The sequence below is a fragment of the Streptomyces sp. AK010 genome, from assembly GCF_014207295.1.
Classification (GTDB): Bacteria; Actinomycetota; Actinomycetes; order Streptomycetales; family Streptomycetaceae; genus Streptomyces; species Streptomyces massasporeus.
Map to the genome: position 1 here is coordinate 308218 of NZ_JACHCX010000001.1, position 22746 is coordinate 330963.

A 22746-nucleotide genomic window follows, 5' to 3' on the forward strand; every position below is an offset into this window, starting at 1 on the left:
CGAGGCCACCTTGTCCACCTCCATCACCGTCACGTCCCTTGCGTTCACCTGGCCCGACGGCACCCCCGTCTTCGAGGGCCTGGATGTCTCGTTCGGCCCCGGCCGGACCGGCCTGGTCGGCGTCAACGGGTCCGGAAAGTCGACCCTGTTGAGGCTGGTCGCCGGTGAACTCGCACCCACCGACGGCACCGTCCGCGTGGCCGGCGAGGTCGGCTACCTGCCACAGAACGTCACGCTCGGCACCGCCCTGCGCGTCGACGAGGCCCTCGGCATCGCCGCACAGCGCGCCGCCCTGCACGCCATCGAGTCGGGCGACGTCTGCGAGACGCATTTCGAGACCGTCGGCGACGACTGGGACGTCGAGGAGCGCGCCCTCGCCACGCTCGGCGAACTCGGGCTCGGGCACATCGAGTTGGACCGCACCGTCGGCGAGGTGTCCGGCGGCGAGTCGGTCCTGCTGCGGCTGGCCGCGCTGCTGCTGCGCCGGCCCGAGGTGCTGCTGCTGGACGAGCCGACCAACAATCTCGACCTGTACGCCCGTCGGCGGCTGTACGCGGCCGTGCAGTCCTGGCCGGGCGTCATGGTCGTCGTCAGCCACGACCGTGAACTGCTGGACCTCGTCGACCGGATCGCCGATCTGCGCTCCGGTGAGATCACCTGGTACGGCGGCAACTACTCCGACTACGAGGAGGCACTGGAGATCGAGCAGGAGGCGGCCGAGCGCATGGTGCGCGTCGCCGAGTCCGACTTCCGCAAGCAGAAGCGCGAACTGGCCGACGCCCAGGTCAAACTGGCCCGCCGCAAGCGGTACGGGCAGAAGATGTGGGACAGCAAGCGCGAGCCGAAGATCGTCATGGGGGCGCGCAAGCGCGCGGCGCAGGAGTCCGCGGGCAAGCACCGCATCATGCACGAGGAGAAGCTCGCCGAGGCCAGGGAGCGACTCGACGAGGCGGTGGAGGCGGTGCGGGACGACGACGAGATCCGCGTCGACCTGCCGCACACGGCGGTGCCGCCGGGGCGGACCGTCCTCACCCTCCAGGATCTCGGGCTCCGGTACGGCGGCCGGGTGAAGGGCGGCCTCGACCTGCGCGGGCCCGAGCGGGTCGCACTGATCGGGCGCAACGGCGCGGGCAAGACCACGCTGCTGCGCACGATCACCGGCGAGCTCGCCCCGCAGGCGGGCGAGGTGGTGGCGCACGTCCCGCTGCGGTTCCTGCCGCAGCGGCTCGACGTCCTCGACGGGGAGCTGTCCGTCGCCGAGAACGTGGCCCGGTACGCGCCGGACGCCAGCAACAACCGGATCCGGGCGCGGCTGGCGCGCTTCCTGTTCCGGGGCGCCCGCGCCGACCAGCAGGCGGCGACCCTGTCCGGCGGCGAACGCTTCCGGGCCGCGCTGGCCGCGCTGATGCTGGCCGAGCCCGCACCGCAGCTGCTCCTGCTGGACGAGCCGACCAACAGCCTCGACAGGGCGAGCGTCCGGCAGCTCACCACGGCCCTGGAGTCGTACGAGGGAGCCCTGATCGCGGCCAGCCACGACCTGCCGTTCCTGGAGTCGATCGGCATCACGCGCTGGCTGCTGCTGGAGGAGGGAGAACTGCGGGAAATCACGTCAGAGGCTGTCGGGTTTTCCTCCTAGCGTCGGTGGCATGACCGACTTCGCAGCCGATGCCATCACCCTGACCGGAGCACGCGAGAACAACCTCAAGGACGTCACCCTCCGCATCCCGAAAGGCCGGCTGACCGTGTTCACCGGCGTTTCGGGGTCGGGGAAGTCGTCCGTCGTCTTCGACACGATCGCGGTGGAGTCGCAGCGCCAGCTGAACGAGACCTACCCGTGGTTCGTCCGCAACCGGCTGCCCGAGTTCGAGCGGCCGCACGCGGACGGCCTGGAGGACCTCACCCCGGCGATCGTCGTCGACCAGCGGCAGGTCGGCGGCCACTCCCGGTCGACCGTCGGCACCATGACGGACGTGTACTCGGTGATCCGGGTGCTGTTCTCCCGGCACGGCACCCCGAGCGCCGGACCGGCGACGGCCTACTCGTTCAACGACCCGTCGGGCATGTGCCCCGAGTGCGACGGTCTCGGCCGGACGGTACGGCCCGACTGGGACCGCATCCTTCATCCGGACCGCTCCCTCGCCGACGGGGCGGTCCGCTTCCCGCCGTTCGCCGCCGGGACCTGGCAGGGCCAGACGTACACGAACAGCGACGACCTCGACCCGCACAAGCCGGTGGGGCGGTTCACGGCCGCCGAGCGGGAGTTCCTGATGCGCGGACGGCCGGGCAGCAAGGTCGCCGTCAGCGGCAGCGGCGGCACCTGGACCACCGGGTACGAGGGGCCGGCCGTCCGCTTCGAGCGGCTGTACCTGAAGCGGGACCTGTCGGCCATGAGCCAGAAGACCCGGGACCTGGTCCGTGCGTTCCTGGTGGAGGGCACCTGCCCGGGCTGCCGTGGAGCACAGCTGAACGCGGCGGCGCTCGCGACCCGGATCAACGGCCGGTCGATCGCCGACTGCGTCCGCATGCAGGTCACGGACCTGATCGCCGTACTGAAGTCCGGCCAGCTCCGGCTCGACGCGAGGCGTGCGCTCCGGCCGGAGGCGGCCGCTCACCGGCGGCTGCCGACGGAGGGGCCGGGGGCGGTCACCGTCCGCCCCCGGCAGGGGGCTCACCACCCACTGCCCGCCTCTCCCGCGCCACCGGGGCCGGGAGGCGTTCCAGGCGGTGTTCCCTCGCGGATCCCGCTCGCCCCCGCCCCGCTGTCCGCCGACGCGTCCGAGGCATCCCCACCCCCTCCCTCCCTTCAGCCCCTCCCCCGGGGCTGTCCTCTCCCCCGTTCGCCCTGCATGATGGCGGCCGACGCCCGACGGGTTCCGGTCGATCCCGGAAAGCTCCGCCGGTGCGGTCCCGACACGTCCCATCCGATACGGAGTCACGCTCGTGCCCAGCAAGAAGGCCCTCGTCCGCCGCCCCAGCCCGCGCCTCGCCGAAGGCCTGGTGACGCACATCGAGCGGGAGAAGGTCGACGTCGACCTCGCCGTCGAGCAGTGGGAGGCGTACGTGGAGGCCCTGCGCACGCACGGCTGGGAGACCATCGAGGTGGACCCCGCCGACGACTGCCCGGACTCGGTGTTCGTCGAGGACACGGTCGTGATGTACAAGAATGTGGCCCTGATCGCGCGCCCGGGCGCGGACTCCCGGCGTGAGGAGACCGCCGGGGTCGAGGAGGCCGTCGCCGGTCTGGGCTGCTCGGTGAACTGGATCTGGGACCCGGGCACCCTGGAGGGCGGGGACGTCCTGAAGATCGGCGACACCGTCTACGTGGGCCGGGGTGGTCGCACCAACGCCGACGGCGTCCGGCAGCTGCGCGCCGCGTTCGAGCCGCTCGGCGCGCGGGTCGTCTCCGCGCCGGTGAGCAAGGTGCTGCACCTGAAGTCGGCGGTCACGGCACTGCCGGACGGCACGGTCATCGGGCACATCCCCAAGATGGACACGCCCTCGCTGTTCGCGCGCTTCCTGCCGGTCCCCGAGGAGGCCGGCTCGCACGTCGTCCTGCTCGGCGGCGACAAGCTGCTGATGGCGTCGAGCGCGCCGAAGACCGCCGAGCTGTTCGCCGACCTCGGGTACGAACCGGTCGTCGTGGACATCGGCGAGTTCGAGAAGCTCGAGGGATGTGTGACGTGCCTCTCGGTGCGGCTGCGGGAGCTGTACGTCTGACCGGACGCGCACATTCCCCGTCCGGGCTCCCGACCTGCGGGTCAGGGGAGCCCGACACACGGTAGGGCGACCCCGCTGATCAGCGGCCTTTACAGCACCCTTAACCTACGGCCTCGTAACCTACGGCAACGTAGCCTACGATGCCGTAGGTTCACCGCTCACCGCTCATCCGCTTGTCCCCCTGGAGAGTCCATGACGATCACCACTCCCCACCTCGGCAGCCCGGCCGGCGCCTGGACCGACGCCCAGCTGCTGTATGCCCTGGAGGAAGTGGTCGAGAAGGAACTCAACCGGCATCTGAAGGTCGCCAAGGACTGGATGCCGCACGAGTACGTGCCCTTCAGCGACGGGCGCAACTTCCCCGGTCTCTTCGAGGACGGCGAGGCCTGGGAGAAGGAGCAGTCCAAGGTCACCGAGATCGGGCGCATCGCGCTCGTCGTCAACCTTCTCACCGAGGACAACCTGCCCAGCTACCACCACGAGATCGCCTCGCTGTTCGGCCGCGACGGCGCCTGGGGCACCTGGGTGCACCGCTGGACCGCGGAGGAGGGCCGGCACGGCATCGTGATGCGCGACTACCTGCTCACCTCGCGCGCCGTGGACCCGGACAAGCTGGAGGAGTTCCGGATGTCCCACATGAGCGAGGGCTTCGAGTCGGACAACCGGCACTCGATGCTGCACTCGGTCGCCTACGTGGCCTTCCAGGAGCTCGCGACCCGCGTCTCGCACCGCAACACCGGCCACCAGTCCGGGGACCCGGTCTGCGACCGCATGCTGGCGCGCATCGCCACCGACGAGAACCTGCACATGGTCTTCTACCGGAACCTGCTGAAGGCGGCGTTCGAGCTGGCGCCCGACCTGACGATGATGGCGGTGCGCGACGTCATCGTGAACTTCCGGATGCCCGGCCACGGCATGCCCGGCTTCGAGCGGGCCGCCGCGCAGATGGCGATCGGCGAGATCTACAACATGCGCATCCACCACGACGACGTGCTCCAGCCCGTGCTGCGCTTCCTGAAGATCATGGAGATCGACGGCCTGGGCCCCGAGGGCCGCAAGGCGCAGGAGGAGCTCGGCCTGTTCCTGGGCGGTCTGGACTCCGAGGCGTCGAAGTTCGACGAGAAGCTGGCCGCCCGCAAGGCCCGCATGGCGGCCCGGGCCGGCGCCTGACGCCGACCGGCACATACGCGGACAGGGCCTCGGCCGCCACGAGCGGCCGGGGCCCTGCGTTCCGGCAGCGGACAGCGCGGAACCGGGCCCCGCGCCCGTGACGGCCCTACCCCCATGGCGAGCCCCACTCCCCGTTGGCGGGCCCGACCCCCGCGGCGGCCCCCACCCCCGGTCGCGGGCCCCACTCCCCGCGGCGGACCCCACCCCCGTGACGACCCCACCCCCATGGCGAGCCCCACTCCCCGTAGGCGGGCCCGACCCCCGTCGCGGGCCCCACTCCCGGTGGCGGGCCCACCCCCAACGCGGGCCCGACCCCCGTCGCGGACCCCACTCCCGGTGGCGGGCCCACCCCCAACGCGGGCCCGACCCCCGTCGCGGACCCCACCCCCGTGGCGACCCCACTCCCCGCGGCGGACCCACTCCCGCGGCGACTACCGCGACACGCGTCGCAGCTCCAGCCGCTCCTTCTCCGAAAGACCGCCCCAGACGCCGAAGCGCTCGTCGTGGTCCAGCGCGTACTCCAGGCAGGCCGCGCGGATCGGGCACATACCGCAGATCCGCTTCGCCTCCCGCACCGAACTGCCCGGCTCGGGGAAGAAGAAGTCCGCCCCCGTCTGCGCGCACAACGCCTCTTGCTGCCATTCGAGTTCGGGCGAGGTGATCGTGTCGATGTGCATGCCCGAAAGCGTCGCGGGCGGCGAAAAACGTTCGATCAACGCGGGATCAACACGGCGTTCACGGGCCCCCGGCCACCTCGATGGTGGCCCGCCGGACGGGGCCGGCGCACGGCGGCGCGCGGAAACATCCGAACCCCGCCGCGGCCACGCTCCGGCGGCGGCCGGCACCGCGCGGTGGAAGACTCGGCAGTGCAGACGACGGGCCCCTGTGCGAGGAGGGCGACGATGCTCACCACCCGTTACCTCACCGGCGCTCCGAACTGGATCGATCTCGGCACCCCCGACATCGACGGCGCCGCCGCCTTCTACGGCGAGCTGTTCGGCTGGCGGTTCCAGCCGGGCGGCCCGGAGGCCGGCGGGTACGGGCTGTTCCGGCTCGGGGGCAGGACGGCCGCCGGAGGCATGCAGACCACGCCGGAGCAGGGCCCGCCGTCCTGGACGGTGTACTTCCAGTCGCCGGACGCGGACGCCACGGCCCGGGCGGCCGAGCAGGCGCACGGCGCGGTGACGGTGCAGCCGATGGACGTGCAGGACCTCGGCCGGATGGCGATCCTCGCGGACCAGGCCGGGGTGCCCTTCGGCGTGTGGCAGCCGGGCCGCAACAGGGGCCTGGAGGTCGTCCAGGAGCACGGCTCGCTGTGCTGGGTCGAGCTGTACACGGCGGACGTCCCGGCCACGGCGGCCTTCTACCACTCCGTGCTCGGTCTGGAGACCTTCGGCGCGGACTTCGCCGGCGGCACGTACACCACGTTCAACCCCGCCGGGGAGAGCGAGGACGCCATGTTCGGAGGTGTCGTCCCGCTGGCCGACGACCCGGGCGAGGAGGAGGCGTACTGGCTGCCGTACTTCGAGGTCGCCGACCCGGACGCCATCGTCTCCGGGGCCGGCGAACTGGGCGGCACGGTCCGCCTCGCCGCGACGGACCTCCCGTCCGTCGGCCGCCTCGCCAAACTCGCCGACCCGTACGGCGCCCGCTTCGCGGTGATCCGCAGCGAGCCGCAGCTGGGCTGAGACCGGCCGAGACCCGTCACGGAGAGCGGCCGAGGCCTGTCACGGAGAGCGGCATCCGCCGCGCGAGGCCGGGAGTCACGTGTACGGGCTCTCGCCGTCCGGCCGGCTCGGGCTCGGCGCGTCGCCGTACGACCGGCGGCCCGGCCGGCCGAGACTCCCGGGCGGCGGCCCGGGACGCCCGCCCCTCATGCCGAGCCGCTCGATGGCCCGGGAAGCCCACCGGACGCCGAGCCGCCTCCGGCGACGACGCCCTGCGCCGGAGCAGCCCCTACGCCGACCCCCGCCGCACCAGCGTCGTCGGCAGCACCACGCTCGACGGGGTCGCCCCGACGCCCTCCCGCGGGGCGTCCCGGTCGAGGCCGCGCAGGAGCAGTCGGGCCATCAGACGGCCCATCTCCTCTATGTCCTGACGGACCGTCGTGAGGGGCGGGTCGGTCTGTTCCGCGACGGGCCGCATGTCGTCGAAGCCGATCACGGCCACGTCGTCGGGGACCCGGCGGCCCGAGCCGCGCAGGACGCGCAGCGCCCCGGAGGCCATGAGGTCGTTGGCGGCGAACACCGCGTCCACGTCCGGGCAGCGCTCCAGGAGCTCGCGCATCGCCCGCTCGCCGCCGGCCGGGGTGAAGTCGGCCTCGGCGATCAGCCGCGGGTCGGCGTCCGCCATGACGTCCCGGTAGCCGTCGAGGCGGTCCGCGGCGGAGGTCTGGTCGAGGGCGCCGGTGATGTGCGCGATCCGGGTGCGGCCGAGACCGGCCAGGTGGCGGACGGCGTCGCGGGCACCGCCGCGGTTGTCGCTGTCGACGTAGACCACCTCGCGCCGGTCACCGCTCCAGCCGGGCCGTCCGCCGAAGACGGTGGGGACACCGGCCCGCTGGATCAGCTCCGGCAGCGGGTCGTCGAGGTGCAGGGAGAAGACGAGGGCCCCGTCGACATGTCCGCCGGCGAGGTAGCGGGCGACCCGGGCGTGGTCGTCCCGGCCCTCCGTGAGCAGCAGCACGAGCTGGTTGTCGTGGGCGGTGAGCTCCTTGCTGATGCCGCGCAGCTGGAGCGCGAAGAACGGGTCGGCGAAGACCCGGGTCTCCGGTTCGGCGACGACGACCGCGATCGCGTCGTGCCGCCGGGTCACCAGGGAGCGGGCGGCCTGGTTGGGCACGTATCCGAGCTCGTCGACGGCCTTGCGGACCCGCTCCACGAGGACGTCCCGCACCCCGTCCCCGCCGTTGACCACGCGGGACACGGTGGCCCGCGAGACACCGGCCCGGGCGGCCACGGCCTCCAGGGTGGGACGCGGCGCTGTGTCGGTCACTTCGGGGCTCCTCACCTGCGGCTGCGGATCAGGATAGCCCCGGACACACAGCGTGGTGAGAGCGCTCTCGCGCGCCGATCGGCGCGGACGGGGAGAGCAGCCGCCCGTCAGTGCTCGTGCCCGCCGCCCGCCGGCTCCTCCCCGTGCTCGTGCGGGTCGTACCCCGGAATGGTGCCGTCCGGCTTCTTCACCAGGAACAGTCCGACCATCCCCATGTCGGAGTGGCTCTGGACATGGCAGTGGTACATCCAGGCGCCGGCACCGACACCCTCCCCCGCGATCACCTGGAAGCCGAAGGAGTCCGCCGGGCCCGTGATCCTGTTGTCGATGACCTGACTGGGGTCCTCGGGGCCGGTCAGCATGCCGGTGCGGTTGTCCGCCCAGCGGTGACCGTGCATGTGGAACGTGTGGTAGAACTCGCCGTGCGTGATCACGACGAACTCCACGCGATCCCCCACCGTGGCCTCGAAGTTCGGCCCGGAGTGCGGCGGCTTGTTGTTGATGCGCATGTCGTTGAAGACGACCGTGTGCGTCCGGTCGGGCAGGACGTCGCCCTTGCGGCGGACGACGACCGGGCCGAAGAGGCCCTTCTGCAGCCCCACGGTGCCGTGTTCCGTGCCGACGACGTGGTCGTGGTAGTGCCAGTAGCCCGCGCTGCCCGAGCGCCACGTGCCGTCCTTTCGGCGGCCGGGGGCGTGGGTGCGCCAGGTGTAGGTGCGGGTGCCGCCCGGCTCGACATGACTGCGGTTCAGTTTCGTGCCGTCGCTGGTGATCTCGTAGTCCAGACCGTGGACGTGCAGGCTGACCTCCACGTCCATGGTGTTCTCGAACTCGACGTGCAGCGTGTCGCCTTCGTTGAGCTCGATCAGCGGGCCGGGGATGCTCGCCTTGCCCCTCTCCAGGCCGTAGCCCATCTGCCCGTCGGGGAGCTTCTCGGCGTAGAGCTTGATGCGCTTCACCTCGCCCCCGGCGGGCGCCGTCTTCGCCGGCCCGGCGGCGCTCACGGCCTCCGGCGCCACGGACAACGATGTCGCGACGGCCGCACCGCCCAGCAGGACCCGCCGGTTGAAGCTGCGTCTGTCCATGCGGAACTCCCCACCCTGGTAAGGCATTTACGGAGGCGTACCTGTGATGAACCTGTGCGACGGTACCGGCCGCGCTCCCGTTTATCCACACTCAAGACAAAGTTGGTGTCATCCCGGTCATAGGTATTGGCGAGATGCGCAAAGGGGTTTAGCTTCCTTGGCGGTGTTGCTGTGACCGAGGAGGTGCCCATGCACTTACGAGGGTTGAGCAAGTCAAGACGCGTCTGGGCGGCGTCCGTTGCCGCCGGGGTCGTGACCGCCGGGCTGCTGTCGGGCCCCGCCGCGAACGCGCGCCCTTTCCCCGAACCCCCGCTGACAACGATGTCGATCAAGTCGCCGCCGGGCGGCGCAAACGTACGGGTGCTGATCTTCCACGGTTCCGCGGCGGCCGGGGAGGAGTCGCCGGTGGTGAACGCCGGGATCGAGGCCATCGAGGACATCGGTCTGACGGGCCCGGCGAACCGCCGATTCAAGGTGCAGGCCACCGGCGACGCCTCGGTGTTCACCGACGGGACGAGGCTCGGCCGTTTCAACGCGATCGTCTTCCTGACCGGCGGGGGCGATGTCCTCGACGCGGAGCAGGAGGCGGGCCTGGAGGCGTACATGGAGGCCGGCGGCGGGTTCGTCGGCATTCATGACGCGGCGCGCGCGGAGCCGTACTCGGACTGGTTCACCGGCCTGGTGGGTGCCCGCCCGGCCGCCTCGAGCCCGACGGCCGTGCAGCGCGCGACCGTCGAGGTCGGCGACCGCCGGCACCCCGCCACCAAGGATCTGCCGGTGCAGTGGAAGCGCCCGGACCGGTGGCTGAACTGGGTGAAGAACCCCTCGGGCGCCGTGCACACGGTGGCCCGGGTCCGCGAGTCGACCTACCAGCCGGGCTCGGGCTCCAACGGCTGGGACCATCCGGTCAGCTGGTGCCGGGACTACGACGGCGGGCGGTCCTTCTACACGGGCATGGGCGGGACGGTGTCGTCGTACGACGAGACCGACTTCCGCGATCATCTGCGCGGCGCGCTGATGTGGACGACGCGGCTGGAGCAGGCCGACTGCAAGGCGGCCATCAACGCCAACTACGCGGCGGAGCGGCTGACCAAGCCCAACCAGCCGGGGCAGAACGACCAGATCGGCGAGCCGCACGGGCTGGTCACCGCGCCCGACGGCCGGGTCTTCTCCATCGGCCGGGGCGGCGCCGACTCCTCGCAGCCCGTGATCACGGACTGGAACAACCCCGACATCGGCAAGGGCAAGGGCGAGATCCACGTCTACGACCCGAAGACCAAGCAGGTCACCCTGGCCGGCGCGCTCACGGTCTTCGGCAACAAGGGCGGCGGCGACGAACTGGTCAAGGTCGAGGAGGGGCTGCTCGGCATCGAGCTGGACCCGGGGTTCGCGCAGAACGGCTGGGTGTATCTGCACTACACGCCGCACGAGCGGATCAACCGCGAGACGCGGATGGCGGAGCGGCGGGTCTCCCGCTTCACGCTCGACCAGGCCACCAACAAGCTGGACCTCGCCAGTGAGAAGGTCCTGCTGAAGTGGCCGGTGCAGATCCACAGTTGCTGTCACGCGGGCGGCGGGATGGCCTGGGACTCCAAGGGCAACCTGTACATCGCCACGGGTGACAACAACTCCAGTGGCTTCAGCTCCGGTTACTCGGGCAACAACCCGGAGCCGAACTACAAGGGCGTCTCCTTCGCGGACGCGCGCCGCACCGCGGGCAACACCAACAACCTCAACGGCAAGATCCTGCGCATCCACCCGGAGCCGGACGGGACGTACACGCTCCCGGCGGGCAATCTCTTCACCGGGAAGGAGCCCGACGAGGGCGGTGGCAAGACGCGCGGCGAGATCTATGTGATGGGCGTCCGCAACCCGGCGCGCATCTCCGTCGACAAGTCGACCGACGTGCTCTACGCGGGCTGGGTCGGCCCGGACGCGAGCGCACCGTCGACGACCTGGGGTCCGGCGAAGTACGACACGTTCGCCGCCATCACCGAGGCGGGCAACCGCGGCTGGCCGTACTGCATGGGCAACAAGCAGCCCTACCGGGACCGGAATCTGCCGGACCCGTCCAAGCCGCTGGGCTGGTACGACTGCGACCACCCGAAGAACGAGTCGCCGAACAACGACGGCCTGGTCAACCTGCCGCCGGTGACCGGCAACAACATCTGGTACTCGCCCTCGGGCGGCGGCCCGGACTACCCGCGGGACGCGAACGGCGTCCCGTCGTACAAGCCGGCGGAGGCCACCTACCGGCTGCCGTGGCTGAAGGGCGGCGGGCAGGCCGCGATGAACGGGCCGGTCTACCGCTACGGCACGGTCGCGGCCGACAGCACCGTGAAGTGGCCGGCGTACTGGGACGGCAAGTGGTTCGTCGGTGACTTCTACGACGCCGACCAGCCGCGCAACGCGGTGCTCATGGACCCGAAGACGCAAGGAGACGGCGGTCTGCCGGTGCACGCGGAGTCGCTGAAGAAGATCGTGCCGATCGGCAACGACGGCATCAAGAACCTGATGGACTGGAAGTTCGGTCCGGACGGCGCCCTGTACGTCCTCGACTACGGGCGCGGCTTCTTCACCTCGGACTCCAAGTCGGCCCTGTGGAGGGTCACCTACAAGGGCGGCGGGCCCACCCCGGCCGCCGGCCAGCTGGCGAGGGGGACCGAGTGATCCGGCACCGAAGAGTCTGGGCCGCCCTGCTGGCCGCCCTGCTGATGCTGCTCGGCGTGCAGGCGCTGCCCGCCGCCGGGCAGCCCGGGAAGGAGGCCGCCGACCAGGTGCTCACCTGGACGGCCGGCAACGCCATCGACACGTACCTCTCGGCGCCGAAGACGGCGGTCGCCGGCGCGGCCACGATCGTGTTCGAGAACAGCACGGCCACCGGCAACACCACGGGCATGCCCCACACGCTGACGTTCGTGACCAGCGATCCCGAGTTCAACAGCGATGTGCAGCTCAACATCCTGGCCAACCCGAACGACGCCCAGGGCGGCAAGCACACCGCCCAGGTCACGCTCACGCCCGGCCGGTACTTCTACCACTGCACGATCCCCGGCCACGGCCAGATGCAGGGCATCCTGACGGTGACCGAGGGCACCGGCGAGGACACCACGGCGCCCGAGGCGTCGGCGCACGTGAGCGGCACGCAGAACGCGCAGGGCGAGTACGTCGGCTCGGCGAGCGTGGCGCTGCACGCCACCGACGAGGGGGGCTCCGGCGTGGAGCGGATCGAGTACGCGATCGGCGACGCGGGTGCCTGGCAGCCGTACACCGCGCCGGTCGTCGTCGACCAGGTGGGCAGCCACACGGTCCGCTACCGCGCGTTCGACAAGGCGGGGAACGTGTCCGCCGAGAAGAGCGCCGCGTTCACGGTCGTCGCTCCCCAGTCGGACGACATCACCGCGCCGGAGACCTCGGCGACGGTGAGCGGCGAGCGGGACGCCGACGGGGCGTACATCGACATGGCGACGGTCACCGTCTCGGCCTCCGACACGGGGACCGGGGTCAACACGATCGAGTACGCGATCGGCTCCGGCGCCTGGCAGCCGTACACCGCGCCCGTCATGGTGCACCAGGTGGGGACGCACACCGTCCGCTACCGCGCCACCGACAAGGCGGGCAACGTGGCGGCGGAGAAGAACGTGCGGTTCATGGTCGTCGCGGCGCCGCCCGCGGACACCACCGCGCCGGTGACGGGCGTGGCCGTGGAGGGCACGAGGAACGCGAACGGGGCCTACGTCAACAGTGCCCGGGTGACGGTCACGGCGACCGACGAGCACGGCTCGGGTGTCGAGCGGATCGAGTACTCGCTGGACGGCGGCCCGTACCTGGCGTACTCGGCGCCGGTAGTGGTCGACCGGGCGGGCGCCCACACCGTGGCGTACCGGGCGACGGACAAGGCGGGCAACACCGCCGCGGCCCGCACGGTCACCTTCACGGTCGTCTCCGGGCAGGTCCCGGCGCCCGACTGCCCGGAGTACGACGAGCGGTTGACGGTGATCGTCGGCACGGTCGACTCGGGCGTGCGCAACCGGGTCACCGACAGTCGCTGCCGGATCGGCGAGCTGATCGAGGACGAGAAGGAGTGGACGTCCCAGGCGCTGTTCCTCAAGCACGTGGACTCCGTCCTGGGCGCGCTGCTGAAGGAGGGCGTGATCGACCAGCGGGAGTCCAAGGCGATCCGGAAGGCGGCCCGGCAGTCCGGGATCGGCAAGCCGGGGCAGACCGAGGGCTACCGTGCGCTCTTCGACGGCACCGCGGAGTCCCTGGCCAAGTGGCAGCAGGTGGGCGGCGGTTCGTTCGGGCTGAACCCGGACGGGACGATCACCTCCAGCACTACGACGCCCGGGATGGGCATGCTGTGGTTCCCGCAGCGCAAGTACGGCGACTTCTCGCTGAAGCTCCAGTGGCGTGACGACGCCCCGGGCACGGGCAACGCCAACTCCGGTGTGTTCGTGCGCTTCCCGTGGGTCCACGACCATCCGGAGGAGTCCCGCCCGGAGTGGGCCGCGATCAAGTACGGGCACGAGGTGCAGGTGCTCGACCGGCCCGACGGCGACATGTACAAGACGGGTTCGGTCTACGGCTTCGACCGGGTGGGCCTGGCCGGCGCGGGCGTGACGCAGAAGGGCACCTGGAACGACTACGAGATCAGGGTGGAGGGCCAGCACTACTCCGTGTTCCGCAACGGTGTGCTGATCAACGAGTTCGACAACACCGGCGGCCAGGAGTTCAGCCCGCCGCGCTCGGACGACCCGGGCACGGACGGGCGTCGGTTCGCCTCCGGCTACATCGGGCTCCAGGTGCACGGCACGACGGATGTGGTCTCGTACCGGGACATCCGGATCAAGGAGCTGTAGGAGGCTCCTTCTCCTTGCGGGCTCTGCTCGGCTGTACCCGTCTGGGCTCCCCCGGCATCTTCGGATACTCGGGCGGGTACGGCAGGTCACCCAGTCCGTGGTCGTGTTCGTCGCGGCGGGCGAGGTCGAGCAGGGCTTCCAGGGAGTAGCGGTGGTCGTCCATGTCCGCGTGCACGTCGCCGAGTTCGGCGAAGCGCGCGGGCATGGTCGCGAGGTCGAAGTCCTGGGGGTGCGCGACCCCGACCTCGTCCCAGCGCAGGGGCGCGGAGACGGGGGCGTGCGGGCGGGGGCGTACGGAGTAGGCGGAGGCGATCGTGCGGTCGCGTGCCGTCTGGTTGTAGTCGATGAAGATGCGCTCGCCGCGCTCCTCCTTCCACCACTTGATGGTCACGTGCTCGGGCATCCGCCGTTCCATCTCCCGGCCGACGGCGATGGCGGCGCGGCGGACCTGGGTGAAGGTCCAGCGCGGCTCGATGGGCACGAAGACGTGCAGTCCCCGGCCGCCGGAGGTCTTGGGGAAGCCCCGCAGTTGCCCGAACTCGTCGAGCACCGACCGCAGTTCGTGGGCGGCGCGGGCGGCGTCGTCGTAGTCGGTGCCGGGCTGCGGGTCGAGGTCGATACGGAGTTCGTCGGGGTGGTCGACGTCGTCGCGGCGTACCGGCCAGGGGTGGAAGGTGAGGGTGCCGAACTGGGCGGCCCACACCACCGCTCCGGCCTCGGTGGGGCACATCTCGTCGGCGCTGCGGCCGCTGGGGAAGGTGATGTGCGCGGTCGGGATCCAGTCGGGCATGTTCTTCGGCGCCCGCTTCTGGAAGAAGTTCTCGCCGTTCACGCCTTCCGGGTAGCGCTCCAGGGTGGTGGGCCGGTCGCGCAGGGCGCGCAGGATGCCGGGGCCGACGGCGATGTAGTAGCGGGCGAGGTCCAGCTTGGTGAAGCCGCGCTCCGGGAAGAACATCTTGTCCGGGCTGGACAGCCGTACGGTCCGGCCGGCCACCTCCAGTTCCACCGCGTCACCCATGCCCGCCACGGTAGGCGTAGCCCGCACACCTCGCATATCGGGCGCCTCGGGGCGCATCAGAGCAGAATCGATCCATGGATCTGCCGGTGAAGCCCCCTGTCCTGCCGATGCTCGCCAAGTCCGTGGCGGCGATCCCCGCGGGCATGCAGTACGAGGCGAAGTGGGACGGGTTCCGGGCGATCGTGTTCCGTGACGGGGACGAGGTCGAGCTGGGCAGCCGCACCGGGAAGCCTCTGACCAGGTACTTTCCCGAGCTCGTGACGGCCGTGCGGGAGCGGCTGCCCGAGCGGTGCGTGGTGGACGGGGAGATCGTGATCGCGCGCGAGGGCCATCTGGACTTCGACGCGCTGACGGAGCGGATCCATCCGGCGGACTCCCGGGTGCGGATGCTGGCGGAGCGGACCCCGGCGTCGCTCGTCGTGTTCGACGTGCTGGCGCTGGGGGACGAGTCGCTGACGGACGCGCCGCTGACCGAACGGCGGGAGCGGCTGGCCGGGGCGCTGTCCGGGGTGCGGGCGCCGGTGCACCTGGCGCCGGCGACCACCGACATCGAGGTGGCACGGCAGTGGTTCGAGGAGTACGAGGGGGCGGGACTGGACGGCGTCATCGCCAAGCCGCTGACAGTGCGCTACCGGCCGGACGAGCGCGCCATGTTCAAGATCAAGCACGAACGGACGGCGGACGTCGTGGTCGCCGGGTACCGGCTGCACAAGAGCGGTCCGATCGTCGGTTCGCTGCTGCTCGGCCTGTACGACGACCGCGGGACCCTCCAGCACGTGGGTGTCTCCGCCGCCTTCACGATGAAGCGGCGTGCGGAGCTGGTCCAGGAGCTGGAGCCGCTGCGCCTGGACGACGTGACGGGGCATCCGTGGGCGGCCTGGTCCGAGGAGGCCGCGCACGAGAAGTCCCGGCTGCCGGGGGCGCCGAGCCGCTGGTCCGGCCGCAAGGACCTGTCGTGGGTGCCGCTCAGGCCGGACCGGGTGGCCGAGGTGGCGTACGACCACATGGAGAACGGGCAGCGCTTCCGGCACACTGCCCGTTTCCGCCGCTGGCGCCCGGACCGGACCCCCGAGAGCTGCACGTACGCACAGCTGGAGGAGCCGGTCCGCTACGACCTGGCGGAGATCCTCGGCGGCTAGTGCCGCGGCAGGCAACGTTCGCCCCGTCGCGGCGTCCGGCACGCACTCTCGCCGCACCGGGCACAACCCAAGTACATCCAGTACGAGGGCATGCACCCGGCACGCCGAGAGCACGCACCGGACGCCGCTCCTTGACGGGCAAACGTTGCCTGCCGCGGCACTAGCAGCGCCTCACGGCTGCATGAGGACCTTGACCGCGCCGTCCTGCTTGCGCTGGAACATCTCGTAGGCGTGCGGGGCCTCGGACAGCGGCACCCGGTGGGTGGCGAAGTCGTCCACGCCGAGGGGGTCCTCATCGGTCAGGTACGGGATGATGTCGTCGCTCCAGCGGCGGACGTTGGCCTGGCCCATCCGCATCTGGATCTGCTTGTCGAACAGGGTGAGCAGCGGCAGCGGGTCCGCCATGCCGCCGTAGACGCCGGACAGCGAGATGGTGCCGCCGCGGCGCACCAGGTCGATGGCGGTGAGGAGCGCGGCGAGGCGGTCGACACTGAAGCGCTCGGCGATCGGCGCGCTGATCTTGCGGGGGAGGATCGCCGCGGCGTTCTGCACCATGCGCGCGGCCGCACTGCCATGGGCCTCGGTGCCGACGGCGTCGATCACGGCGTCGGGTCCGCGGCCGTCGGTCTGGTCACGGATCGCTTCGACGAGTTCCTTCTCGTCGTCGAAGGACCGCAGGTCGAAGGTCTCCACGCCCCGCGCCTTCGCCCGGCGCAGCCGCTCCGGGACCAGGTCGACGCCGAACACCCGGCCGGCGCCCTGCGCCTGGGCGACGCGGCAGGCCATGTCGCCGATGGGGCCGAGACCGAGCACGGCGACGCTGCCGCCCTTCGGGACGTCGGCGTAGGCGACGGCCTGCCAGGCGGTGGGCAGGACGTCGGAGAGGTAGACGAAGCGGTCGTCGGGCGGGCCCTCGGGGACCTTGATCGGGCCGAACTGGGCCTGCGGAACGCGCAAGTACTCGGCCTGGGCGCCGGGCACCGCGCCGTACAGGCGGGTGTAGCCGAACAGGGCGGCACCCATGCCCTCGCCCTGGACCTGGGTGGTCTCGCACTGGGTGGGAAGGCCGGTGAGGCACATCCAGCAGTTGCCACAGGCGATCTGGAACGGCACCACGACCCGGTCCCCCACCTGGAGGTCCGGCACGCCGGCGCCGACCTCCTCGACGATGCCCATGGGTTCATGGCCGAGGATGTCGCCCGGCGTCATGAACGGGGTGAGCACTTCGTACAGGTGCAGGTCGGACCCGCACAGCCCGGTTGAGGTGATGCGGATGACCGCGTCCGTCGGCTCCTGGATCGTCGGATCGGGCACGTTCTCCACCCGCACGTCCCGCTTGCCCTGCCAGGTCACTGCCCTCATCGCCTCGCGCTCCCTCCGTAGCGTGCGCGTCGGTCGTACGGCGCCGTCCGGGTACCCGGACGCCCCGCACTGAACCTTGCGCCGATCGACGGACGCGGCGGAGACACCTCCTCATCAAGAACGGTCACCTGTGGCCATCGATGTTCAGATAAGCGCACAATCAAGACAGATCGATGACAAGAGGCGCGGTGGCGACGGTAGGCAGGGGACGAGGGGTGCGCGGACGGTGCGCCGCGACGACGGCGGCGCTGCTGGCCGCCACGGTGACGGCCGCGCTGGCGGCGGGCTGCACGACCGGGGGCGGCGGCCCGAGCGACGACGGGCGGGGGTCACCGAAAGGGCCGGGGCAGGGGGAATCGCTTTCGGCGAGGGGCGCCGCCCCTCTCGTCGTCAAGATCGACAACGCCGCCCCGGCCCGCCCTCACACGGGCCTCGGCGCCGCGGACGTGGTCTACGCGGAGCAGGTCGAGGGCGGGCTGAGCCGGCTGATGGCCGTGTACGCGACCCGGCTGCCGAAGACCGTCGGGCCGGTGCGCAGCGCACGCGAGTCGGATCTGGAGCTGCTGCGCCAGTTCGACCGGCCCACCCTGGCCTTCTCCGGTGCGCGGAAGAAGCTGCTGCCGCTGATCGACACGGCGCCCCTGCGGGCGGAGACGCCGGGCAACGCCGCGGACGCGTTCTTCCGCGACTCCGCCAAGCCCGCCCCGCACAACCTCTACCTGCGGCCTGAGCGGATCGTGCCCGAGGTCCCGGGGAAGGCCGCCCTGACCACCGGATTCCACTACGGGGCGGCACCCGCGGGCGGCACGGCGACGGCGTCCCGGACGGTGCGCTACCCTGCGGCCGGTTTCACCTTCACCTGGTCGGACTCCCGCGACCGCTGGCTGGTCGGCATGGACGGCACGCCCGCGACAACGGCCGACGGTGAGCGGGTGGCGGCCGCGACGGTCGTCGTGCAGTACGTGAAGGTGCGCGAGTCCGCCTTCCGGGACTTCCTCGGCAACAACACGCCGTACACCGAGACGGTCGGCTCGGGGGAGGCGACGGTGCTGCGCGACGGGCGGGCCTGGGACGTGCACTGGAAGCGGGAGAAGGCAGCGGACGGCACGACACTCACCACCGGTGACGGCACGCCGGTGAACTTCGCGAAGGGCCAGGTGTGGGTGGTGTTCGCCGGAACGCCCTGACCGGCCCGCCCTCCGCCGGACGCCGCCCGGCCCACCCGGGCGGCGTCCGTCAGTGAGGCGCCACCAGGGGCTCCTCCGGATTGCGGAGCCCCTCGGCCGCGTCCGCGACCCGCCGGATGAGGTCGAAGAAGACCGTCCGCTCGTCGGCGGTCAGCGGGGCGAGGAAGACCTGGTTCATCCGGGCGGTGCGCACGGTCAGCTTGCGATGCGTGCGCGCCCCCTCGTCCGTGAGGTGCAGCAGGGAGCGGCGCCCGTCCTGGGGATCGCGGACCTTGTCGAGCAGTCCGCGCCGGCTGAGCCGGCTGATCACCTCGGCGATGGTGGACCGGTCGAGCCCCACCCGCTCCCCCACCGTGCGCTGGTCCAGGCCGGGCTCGGCGACGAGGGTGTTGAGGACGGCGAACTGGGGCGAGGTGATCTCCTCGGAGACCATCGCGTTCCACAGCAGGTAGTGCGCCTGCTGGAGCCGCCGGGCCAGGTGCCCGGGGTGGGTGGTGAGGTCCGCGGCCGTCATGTGCACCCCTAGGTCGTTTCGTCGGTGCACTGAACAATACTCAACCCATCGGGTACTGTCTGCCGCCTTCGCAAAGGATCACAGGGCTGTCTGCCGAGGTCTTGACGCCCCACCGCCCCGATGACAGCGTGAGAGAACAGCTTGCACAAATACTCAGTGCCCTGATTAATTCGGTCGGGTCGCTCGGAAGAGAGGGCTTCTCGGATGGACAAGGTGGTCACCACAGCCCTGGAGGCGGTGGCCGACGTGCCGGACGGCGCGTCGCTCGCGGTGGGCGGTTTCGGGCTGAGCGGTGTGCCGAACGTGCTGATCGAGGCGCTGTACGAGCGCGGCGTGGCCGGGCTGTCGGTGGTCTCCAACAACTGCGGGGCGATGGAGTCGGGCCTGGCGGTGCTGCTGGCCGCCGGCCGGATCGCCCGGGTCACGGGCTCCTACATCGGCGCCAACAAGGAGTTCGCCCGGCAGTACCTGGCCGGGGAGCTGGAGGTCGAGCTGATCCCGCAGGGCACGCTGGCCGAGCGGCTGCGGGCCGGCGGCGCCGGGATCCCCGCCTTCTACACCCCGGCCGGCGTCGGCACCCAGGTCGCCGACGGCGGACTGCCCTGGCGCTACGACGGTGAGGGCGGGGTCGCCCTCGCCTCGCCTCCCAAGGAGGTCCGGGAGTTCGGCGGCACCGAGTACGTGCTGGAGCGGGGCATCCGCACCGACTTCGCCCTGGTCCGGGCCTGGAAGGGCGACCGGCACGGCAACCTGGTCTTCAACAAGTCCTCCCGGAACTTCAACCCGCTGGCCGCGATGGCCGGGCGGGTCACGATCGCCGAGGTGGAGGAGCTGGTGGAGCCCGGCGAGATCGACCCGGACGCGGTGCACCTGCCGGGCATCTTCGTGCAGCGGGTGCTCGCGCTCACCCCGGAGCAGGCGGCGGACAAGAAGATCGAGCAGCGGACGGTGAGGTCCTGATGGCCTGGACGCGCGAGGAGATGGCCGCACGGGCGGCGCGGGAGCTGCGGGACGGCCAGTACGTCAATCTCGGCATCGGCCTGCCCACACTCATCCCGAACCACCTCCCCGAGGGCGTCGAGGTCGTCCTCGAGTCGGAGAACGGCATCCTGGGCACCGGCCCCTACCCCACCGAGGACGCCGTCGACCCGGATCTGATCAACGCCGGGAAGGAGACGGTGACGGTCCTGCCGGGCGCGTCCTTCTTCGACTCGGCGCTGTCGTTCTCGATGATCCGGGGCGGGCACATCGACGTCGCCGTGCTCGGTGCCATGCAGGTGTCCGAGCGGGGCGACCTGGCCAACTGGGCCGTCCCCGGCAAGCTGATCACCGGCATCGGCGGGGCGATGGACCTGGTGCACGGCGCCCGCACGGTCGTCGTCGTCATGACGCACACCGCCAAGGACGGCTCGCCCAAGATCCTCGCCGAGTGCGCCCTGCCGCTGACCGGCAAGGGATGCGTGAACCGGATCATCACCGACCTCGGCGTCCTCGACGTCACCGACGACGGGCTGGTGCTGGTCGAGACCGCGCCGGGTGTGACCGTCGGCGAGATCGTCGCCCGGACCGACGCCGAACTGACCGTGCCGGAGGGCCTGAAGTGAAGGACGTCTACATCGTCGACGCGGTCCGCACGCCGATCGGCCGCTACAACGGCGGCCTCGCGAGCGTGCGCCCCGACGACCTGGCCGCGCACGCCGTCCGCGAACTCCTCGACCGTACGCCGGAGCTGGACCCGGCCCGGGTCGAGGACGTGTACTTCGGCAACGCGAACGGGGCCGGTGAGGAGAACCGCAACGTCGGCCGGATGGCCGCGCTGCTCGCCGGTCTGCCCACGTCCGTGCCGGGCGTGACGGTCAACCGGCTCTGCGCGTCCGGCCTGGAGGCCGTGATCCAGGCGGCCCGGGCCATCGCGCTGGGCGACGCGTCCGTCGTGCTGGCCGGTGGTGTCGAGTCCATGACCCGGGCGCCGTACGTACTGCCGAAGAGCGACAGGCCCTTCCCGGCCGGGCACACCGAGCTGTACTCGACGACGCTCGGCTGGCGGATGGTCAACCCGCGGATGGAGCCGCAGTGGACGATCCCGCTGGGCGAGTCCGCCGAACTCATCGCGGACAAGCACAAGATCGGCCGGGAGCAGCAGGACGAGTTCGCCCTGCGCAGCCACGAGAAGGCCGCCCGGGCGCGGTCCGAGGGCCTGTTCGACGGCGAGCTGGCGCCCGTGGCGATCCCGCAGCGCAAGGGCGATCCGGTGGTCTTCGCCGCCGACGAGTGCGTCCGCCCGGACGCCTCCCTGGCGGCGATGGCCAGGCTGAAGGCGTCCTTCCGCACGGAGGGCGGCACGGTGACGGCGGGCAACGCCTCGCCGCTGAACGACGGTGCGGCGGCGCTGCTGCTCGTCGACGAGGAGGGGCTGAGGGCGACGGGCCGCGAGCCGCTCGCCCGCGTCCGGGCGACGGGTGTCTCGGCGACCGACCCGCACTACTTCGGGCTGGCGCCCGTGGAGGCGGTCAACCGGGCGCTGGCCAAGGCGGGCCGGGGGTTCGACGACCTGTCCGTGCTGGAGCTGAACGAGGCGTTCGCGGCGCAGGTGCTGGGGTGCGTGGCCGAGTGGCCCGCGTTCGATCCCGCGATCCTCAATCCGCAGGGCGGCGCGATCGCCCTGGGCCATCCACTGGGGGCGTCCGGGGCCCGGCTCGCCGGGACGGTTGCGCATCAGCTGGCCCGCAGTGGCAGCGGCGTCGGCGTCGCCACGCTGTGCATCGGGGTGGGCCAAGGCCTTGCCCTTGTCCTGGAGCGCTAGCGTCCGTTCAGGACTGCGGGCCGCACGTGGCCGGTCGCGCCCGCGCGGCGGAGCCGCATATCGATTCAGCCCCGCGCCCCGGACGGGGCACGACCGTCAAGAACCTCAGGGGACCCCCATGACTCTCACGCAGCACGACATCGACCAGGAGATCGCGGCCAAGCACGCCGCGTACGAGAAGCGCCTCGCCGACGGCGGGCCCGTCGAGCACCAGCCGCGCCGCGACTACGCGCCGTACCGGTCCTCACTGCTCCGGCACCCCAAGCAGCCGCCGGTCACCATCGACGTCAGCAAGGATCCGGAGCTGGTGGAGCTGTCCTCCCCCGCCTTCGGGGAGCGGGACATCACCGAGATCGACAACGACCTCACCCGGCAGCACGAGGGCGAGCCGGTCGGTGAGCGCATCACCGTCTCCGGACGGCTGCTCGACCGCGACGGACGGCCGGTGCGCGGTCAGCTCGTGGAGATCTGGCAGGCCAACTCGGCGGGCCGCTACGCCCACCAGCGCGAGCAGCACGACGCCCCGCTGGACCCCAACTTCACCGGCGTGGGCCGCACCCTGACCGACGCCGACGGCCACTACCGTTTCACCACCGTCCAGCCGGGCCCGTACCCGTGGCGCCAGCACGTCAACGCCTGGCGGCCGGCGCACATCCACTTCTCGCTCTTCGGCTCGGCGTTCACCCAGCGGCTCGTGACGCAGATGTACTTCCCGAGCGACCCGCTGTTCCCCTACGACCCGATCATCCAGTCCGTGACGGACGACGCTGCCCGGCAGCGGCTGGTCGCGACGTACGACCACAGCCTGTCGGTGCCCGAGTTCTCGATGGGCTACCACTGGGACATCGTGCTGGACGGCCCGCAGGCCACCTGGATCGAAGAAGGGCGCTGACCAGCC

General features: G+C 71.5%; 18 protein-coding genes and 1 pseudogene. 13 read left to right on the top strand and 6 right to left on the bottom strand.

From position 1 onward, the window contains the following. Positions 1–10: 10 nt before the first annotated feature. From HDC93_RS01455 to HDC93_RS01470, 4 genes and pseudogenes are all read left to right on the top strand, one after another. Positions 11–1636 carry an ABC-F family ATP-binding cassette domain-containing protein gene (locus HDC93_RS01455; protein WP_185006340.1) on the top strand — a complete coding sequence of 542 codons (1626 nt, stop codon included), beginning with the start codon at positions 11–13 and terminating at the stop codon, positions 1634–1636. 10 nt (positions 1637–1646) lie between these two features. Next, positions 1647–2555, top strand: a pseudogene (locus HDC93_RS38020) (excinuclease ABC subunit UvrA); the annotation flags it as partial. Positions 2556–2940: 385 nt separating this feature from the next. Further along, positions 2941–3717, top strand: coding sequence for a dimethylargininase (gene ddaH, locus HDC93_RS01465; protein WP_185006344.1), 777 nt, complete (start codon positions 2941–2943; stop codon positions 3715–3717). Between the two features lie 192 nt (positions 3718–3909). Continuing rightward, positions 3910–4887 (top strand): acyl-ACP desaturase, encoded by a 978-nt coding sequence (locus HDC93_RS01470; RefSeq protein WP_185006346.1) that lies wholly within the window; start codon positions 3910–3912, stop codon positions 4885–4887. Positions 4888–5318: 431 nt separating this feature from the next. Here HDC93_RS01470 and HDC93_RS01475 read toward each other — a convergent pair whose 3' ends face one another. Continuing rightward, on the bottom strand, positions 5319–5564 hold the full coding sequence (locus HDC93_RS01475) for a WhiB family transcriptional regulator (protein WP_030841026.1): 246 nt from the start codon (positions 5562–5564) through the stop codon (positions 5319–5321). Positions 5565–5789: 225 nt separating this feature from the next. Between HDC93_RS01475 and HDC93_RS01480 the strand changes: the two genes are divergently transcribed. Then, a complete protein-coding gene (locus HDC93_RS01480; RefSeq protein WP_185006348.1) occupies positions 5790–6575 on the top strand; it encodes a VOC family protein in 786 nt (261 codons plus the stop codon). A gap of 268 nt (positions 6576–6843) precedes the next feature. Here the strand turns inward: HDC93_RS01480 and HDC93_RS01485 are convergent, their stop codons facing one another. Next, on the bottom strand, positions 6844–7881 hold the full coding sequence (locus tag HDC93_RS01485; protein ID WP_185006350.1) for a LacI family DNA-binding transcriptional regulator: 1038 nt from the start codon (positions 7879–7881) through the stop codon (positions 6844–6846). 107 nt (positions 7882–7988) lie between these two features. Continuing rightward, entirely contained in the window at positions 7989–8966 is a 978-nt protein-coding gene (locus tag HDC93_RS01490; protein ID WP_185006351.1) for a multicopper oxidase domain-containing protein, read from the bottom strand. Positions 8967–9155: 189 nt separating this feature from the next. Between HDC93_RS01490 and HDC93_RS01495 the strand changes: the two genes are divergently transcribed. Both HDC93_RS01495 and HDC93_RS01500 read left to right on the top strand, forming a co-directional pair. Next, on the top strand, positions 9156–11636 hold the full coding sequence (locus tag HDC93_RS01495) for a ThuA domain-containing protein (protein WP_185006353.1): 2481 nt from the start codon (positions 9156–9158) through the stop codon (positions 11634–11636). A 44-nt stretch (positions 11637–11680) separates the two neighbouring features. Next, positions 11681–13825, top strand: a complete 2145-nt coding sequence (locus tag HDC93_RS01500; protein ID WP_185006924.1) for an OmpL47-type beta-barrel domain-containing protein — start codon at positions 11681–11683, stop codon at positions 13823–13825. Here HDC93_RS01500 and ligD read toward each other — a convergent pair. Then, positions 13812–14843 carry a non-homologous end-joining DNA ligase gene (gene ligD / locus HDC93_RS01505; protein ID WP_185006354.1) on the bottom strand — a complete coding sequence of 344 codons (1032 nt, stop codon included), beginning with the start codon at positions 14841–14843 and terminating at the stop codon, positions 13812–13814. The genes HDC93_RS01500 and ligD overlap by 14 nt on opposite strands. A 74-nt stretch (positions 14844–14917) precedes the next feature. On the opposite strand from ligD, the gene HDC93_RS01510 reads away from it, so the two are divergent. Further along, positions 14918–15982 (top strand): ATP-dependent DNA ligase, encoded by a 1065-nt coding sequence (locus HDC93_RS01510; RefSeq protein ID WP_185006357.1) that lies wholly within the window; start codon positions 14918–14920, stop codon positions 15980–15982. Positions 15983–16153: 171 nt separating this feature from the next. On the opposite strand, the gene HDC93_RS01515 is transcribed toward HDC93_RS01510, so the two are convergent. Beyond that, positions 16154–17344 (bottom strand): zinc-dependent alcohol dehydrogenase, encoded by a 1191-nt coding sequence (locus tag HDC93_RS01515; protein WP_185006359.1) that lies wholly within the window; start codon positions 17342–17344, stop codon positions 16154–16156. A gap of 173 nt (positions 17345–17517) precedes the next feature. On the opposite strand from HDC93_RS01515, the gene HDC93_RS01520 reads away from it, so the two are divergent. Continuing rightward, positions 17518–18531, top strand: coding sequence for a DUF3048 domain-containing protein (locus HDC93_RS01520; RefSeq protein ID WP_185006361.1), 1014 nt, complete (start codon positions 17518–17520; stop codon positions 18529–18531). A 49-nt stretch (positions 18532–18580) separates the two neighbouring features. On the opposite strand, the gene HDC93_RS01525 is transcribed toward HDC93_RS01520, so the two are convergent. Continuing rightward, complete coding sequence (locus HDC93_RS01525; RefSeq protein ID WP_185006363.1) at positions 18581–19045, bottom strand: MarR family winged helix-turn-helix transcriptional regulator; 465 nt, start codon at positions 19043–19045, stop codon at positions 18581–18583. A gap of 204 nt (positions 19046–19249) precedes the next feature. Between HDC93_RS01525 and HDC93_RS01530 the strand changes: the two genes are divergently transcribed. The 4 genes from HDC93_RS01530 (at position 19250) to pcaH (ending at position 22740) form a co-directional block, all read left to right on the top strand. After that, positions 19250–20005, top strand: a complete 756-nt coding sequence (locus HDC93_RS01530) for a CoA transferase subunit A (protein ID WP_185006365.1) — start codon at positions 19250–19252, stop codon at positions 20003–20005. Further along, positions 20005–20649, top strand: a complete 645-nt coding sequence (locus HDC93_RS01535; RefSeq protein WP_185006367.1) for a CoA transferase subunit B — start codon at positions 20005–20007, stop codon at positions 20647–20649. Before HDC93_RS01530 ends, HDC93_RS01535 begins: the two co-directional genes overlap by 1 nt. After that, the gene (locus tag HDC93_RS01540; protein ID WP_185006369.1) at positions 20646–21848 is read left to right on the top strand and encodes a thiolase family protein; all 1203 of its coding nucleotides are present in this window, start codon (positions 20646–20648) and stop codon (positions 21846–21848) included. The genes HDC93_RS01535 and HDC93_RS01540 overlap by 4 nt, the downstream gene beginning before the upstream one ends. 118 nt (positions 21849–21966) lie before the next feature. After that, complete coding sequence (pcaH, locus tag HDC93_RS01545; RefSeq protein WP_185006371.1) at positions 21967–22740, top strand: protocatechuate 3,4-dioxygenase subunit beta; 774 nt, start codon at positions 21967–21969, stop codon at positions 22738–22740. Positions 22741–22746: the final 6 nt, after the last annotated feature.

Excerpts from the sequence above, each read along its gene's own strand:
- HDC93_RS01535 (WP_185006367.1), top strand. The coding sequence starts at position 20,005 with ATGGCCTGGACGCGCGAGGAGATGGCCGCACGGGCGGCGCGGGAGCTG.
- HDC93_RS01495 (WP_185006353.1), top strand. The coding sequence starts at position 9,156 with ATGCACTTACGAGGGTTGAGCAAGTCAAGACGCGTCTGGGCGGCGTCC.
- HDC93_RS01490 (WP_185006351.1), bottom strand. The coding sequence starts at position 8,966 with ATGGACAGACGCAGCTTCAACCGGCGGGTCCTGCTGGGCGGTGCGGCC.
- HDC93_RS01520 (WP_185006361.1), top strand. The coding sequence starts at position 17,518 with ATGACAAGAGGCGCGGTGGCGACGGTAGGCAGGGGACGAGGGGTGCGC.
- HDC93_RS01500 (WP_185006924.1), top strand. The coding sequence starts at position 11,681 with ATGCTGCTCGGCGTGCAGGCGCTGCCCGCCGCCGGGCAGCCCGGGAAG.
- HDC93_RS01515 (WP_185006359.1), bottom strand. The coding sequence starts at position 17,344 with ATGAGGGCAGTGACCTGGCAGGGCAAGCGGGACGTGCGGGTGGAGAAC.
- HDC93_RS01510 (WP_185006357.1), top strand. The coding sequence starts at position 14,918 with ATGGATCTGCCGGTGAAGCCCCCTGTCCTGCCGATGCTCGCCAAGTCC.
- HDC93_RS01475 (WP_030841026.1), bottom strand. The coding sequence starts at position 5,564 with ATGCACATCGACACGATCACCTCGCCCGAACTCGAATGGCAGCAAGAG.
- HDC93_RS01525 (WP_185006363.1), bottom strand. The coding sequence starts at position 19,045 with ATGACGGCCGCGGACCTCACCACCCACCCCGGGCACCTGGCCCGGCGG.
- ligD (WP_185006354.1), bottom strand. The coding sequence starts at position 14,843 with ATGGGTGACGCGGTGGAACTGGAGGTGGCCGGCCGGACCGTACGGCTG.
- HDC93_RS01530 (WP_185006365.1), top strand. The coding sequence starts at position 19,250 with ATGGACAAGGTGGTCACCACAGCCCTGGAGGCGGTGGCCGACGTGCCG.
- HDC93_RS01470 (WP_185006346.1), top strand. The coding sequence starts at position 3,910 with ATGACGATCACCACTCCCCACCTCGGCAGCCCGGCCGGCGCCTGGACC.
- HDC93_RS01480 (WP_185006348.1), top strand. The coding sequence starts at position 5,790 with ATGCTCACCACCCGTTACCTCACCGGCGCTCCGAACTGGATCGATCTC.
- pcaH (WP_185006371.1), top strand. The coding sequence starts at position 21,967 with ATGACTCTCACGCAGCACGACATCGACCAGGAGATCGCGGCCAAGCAC.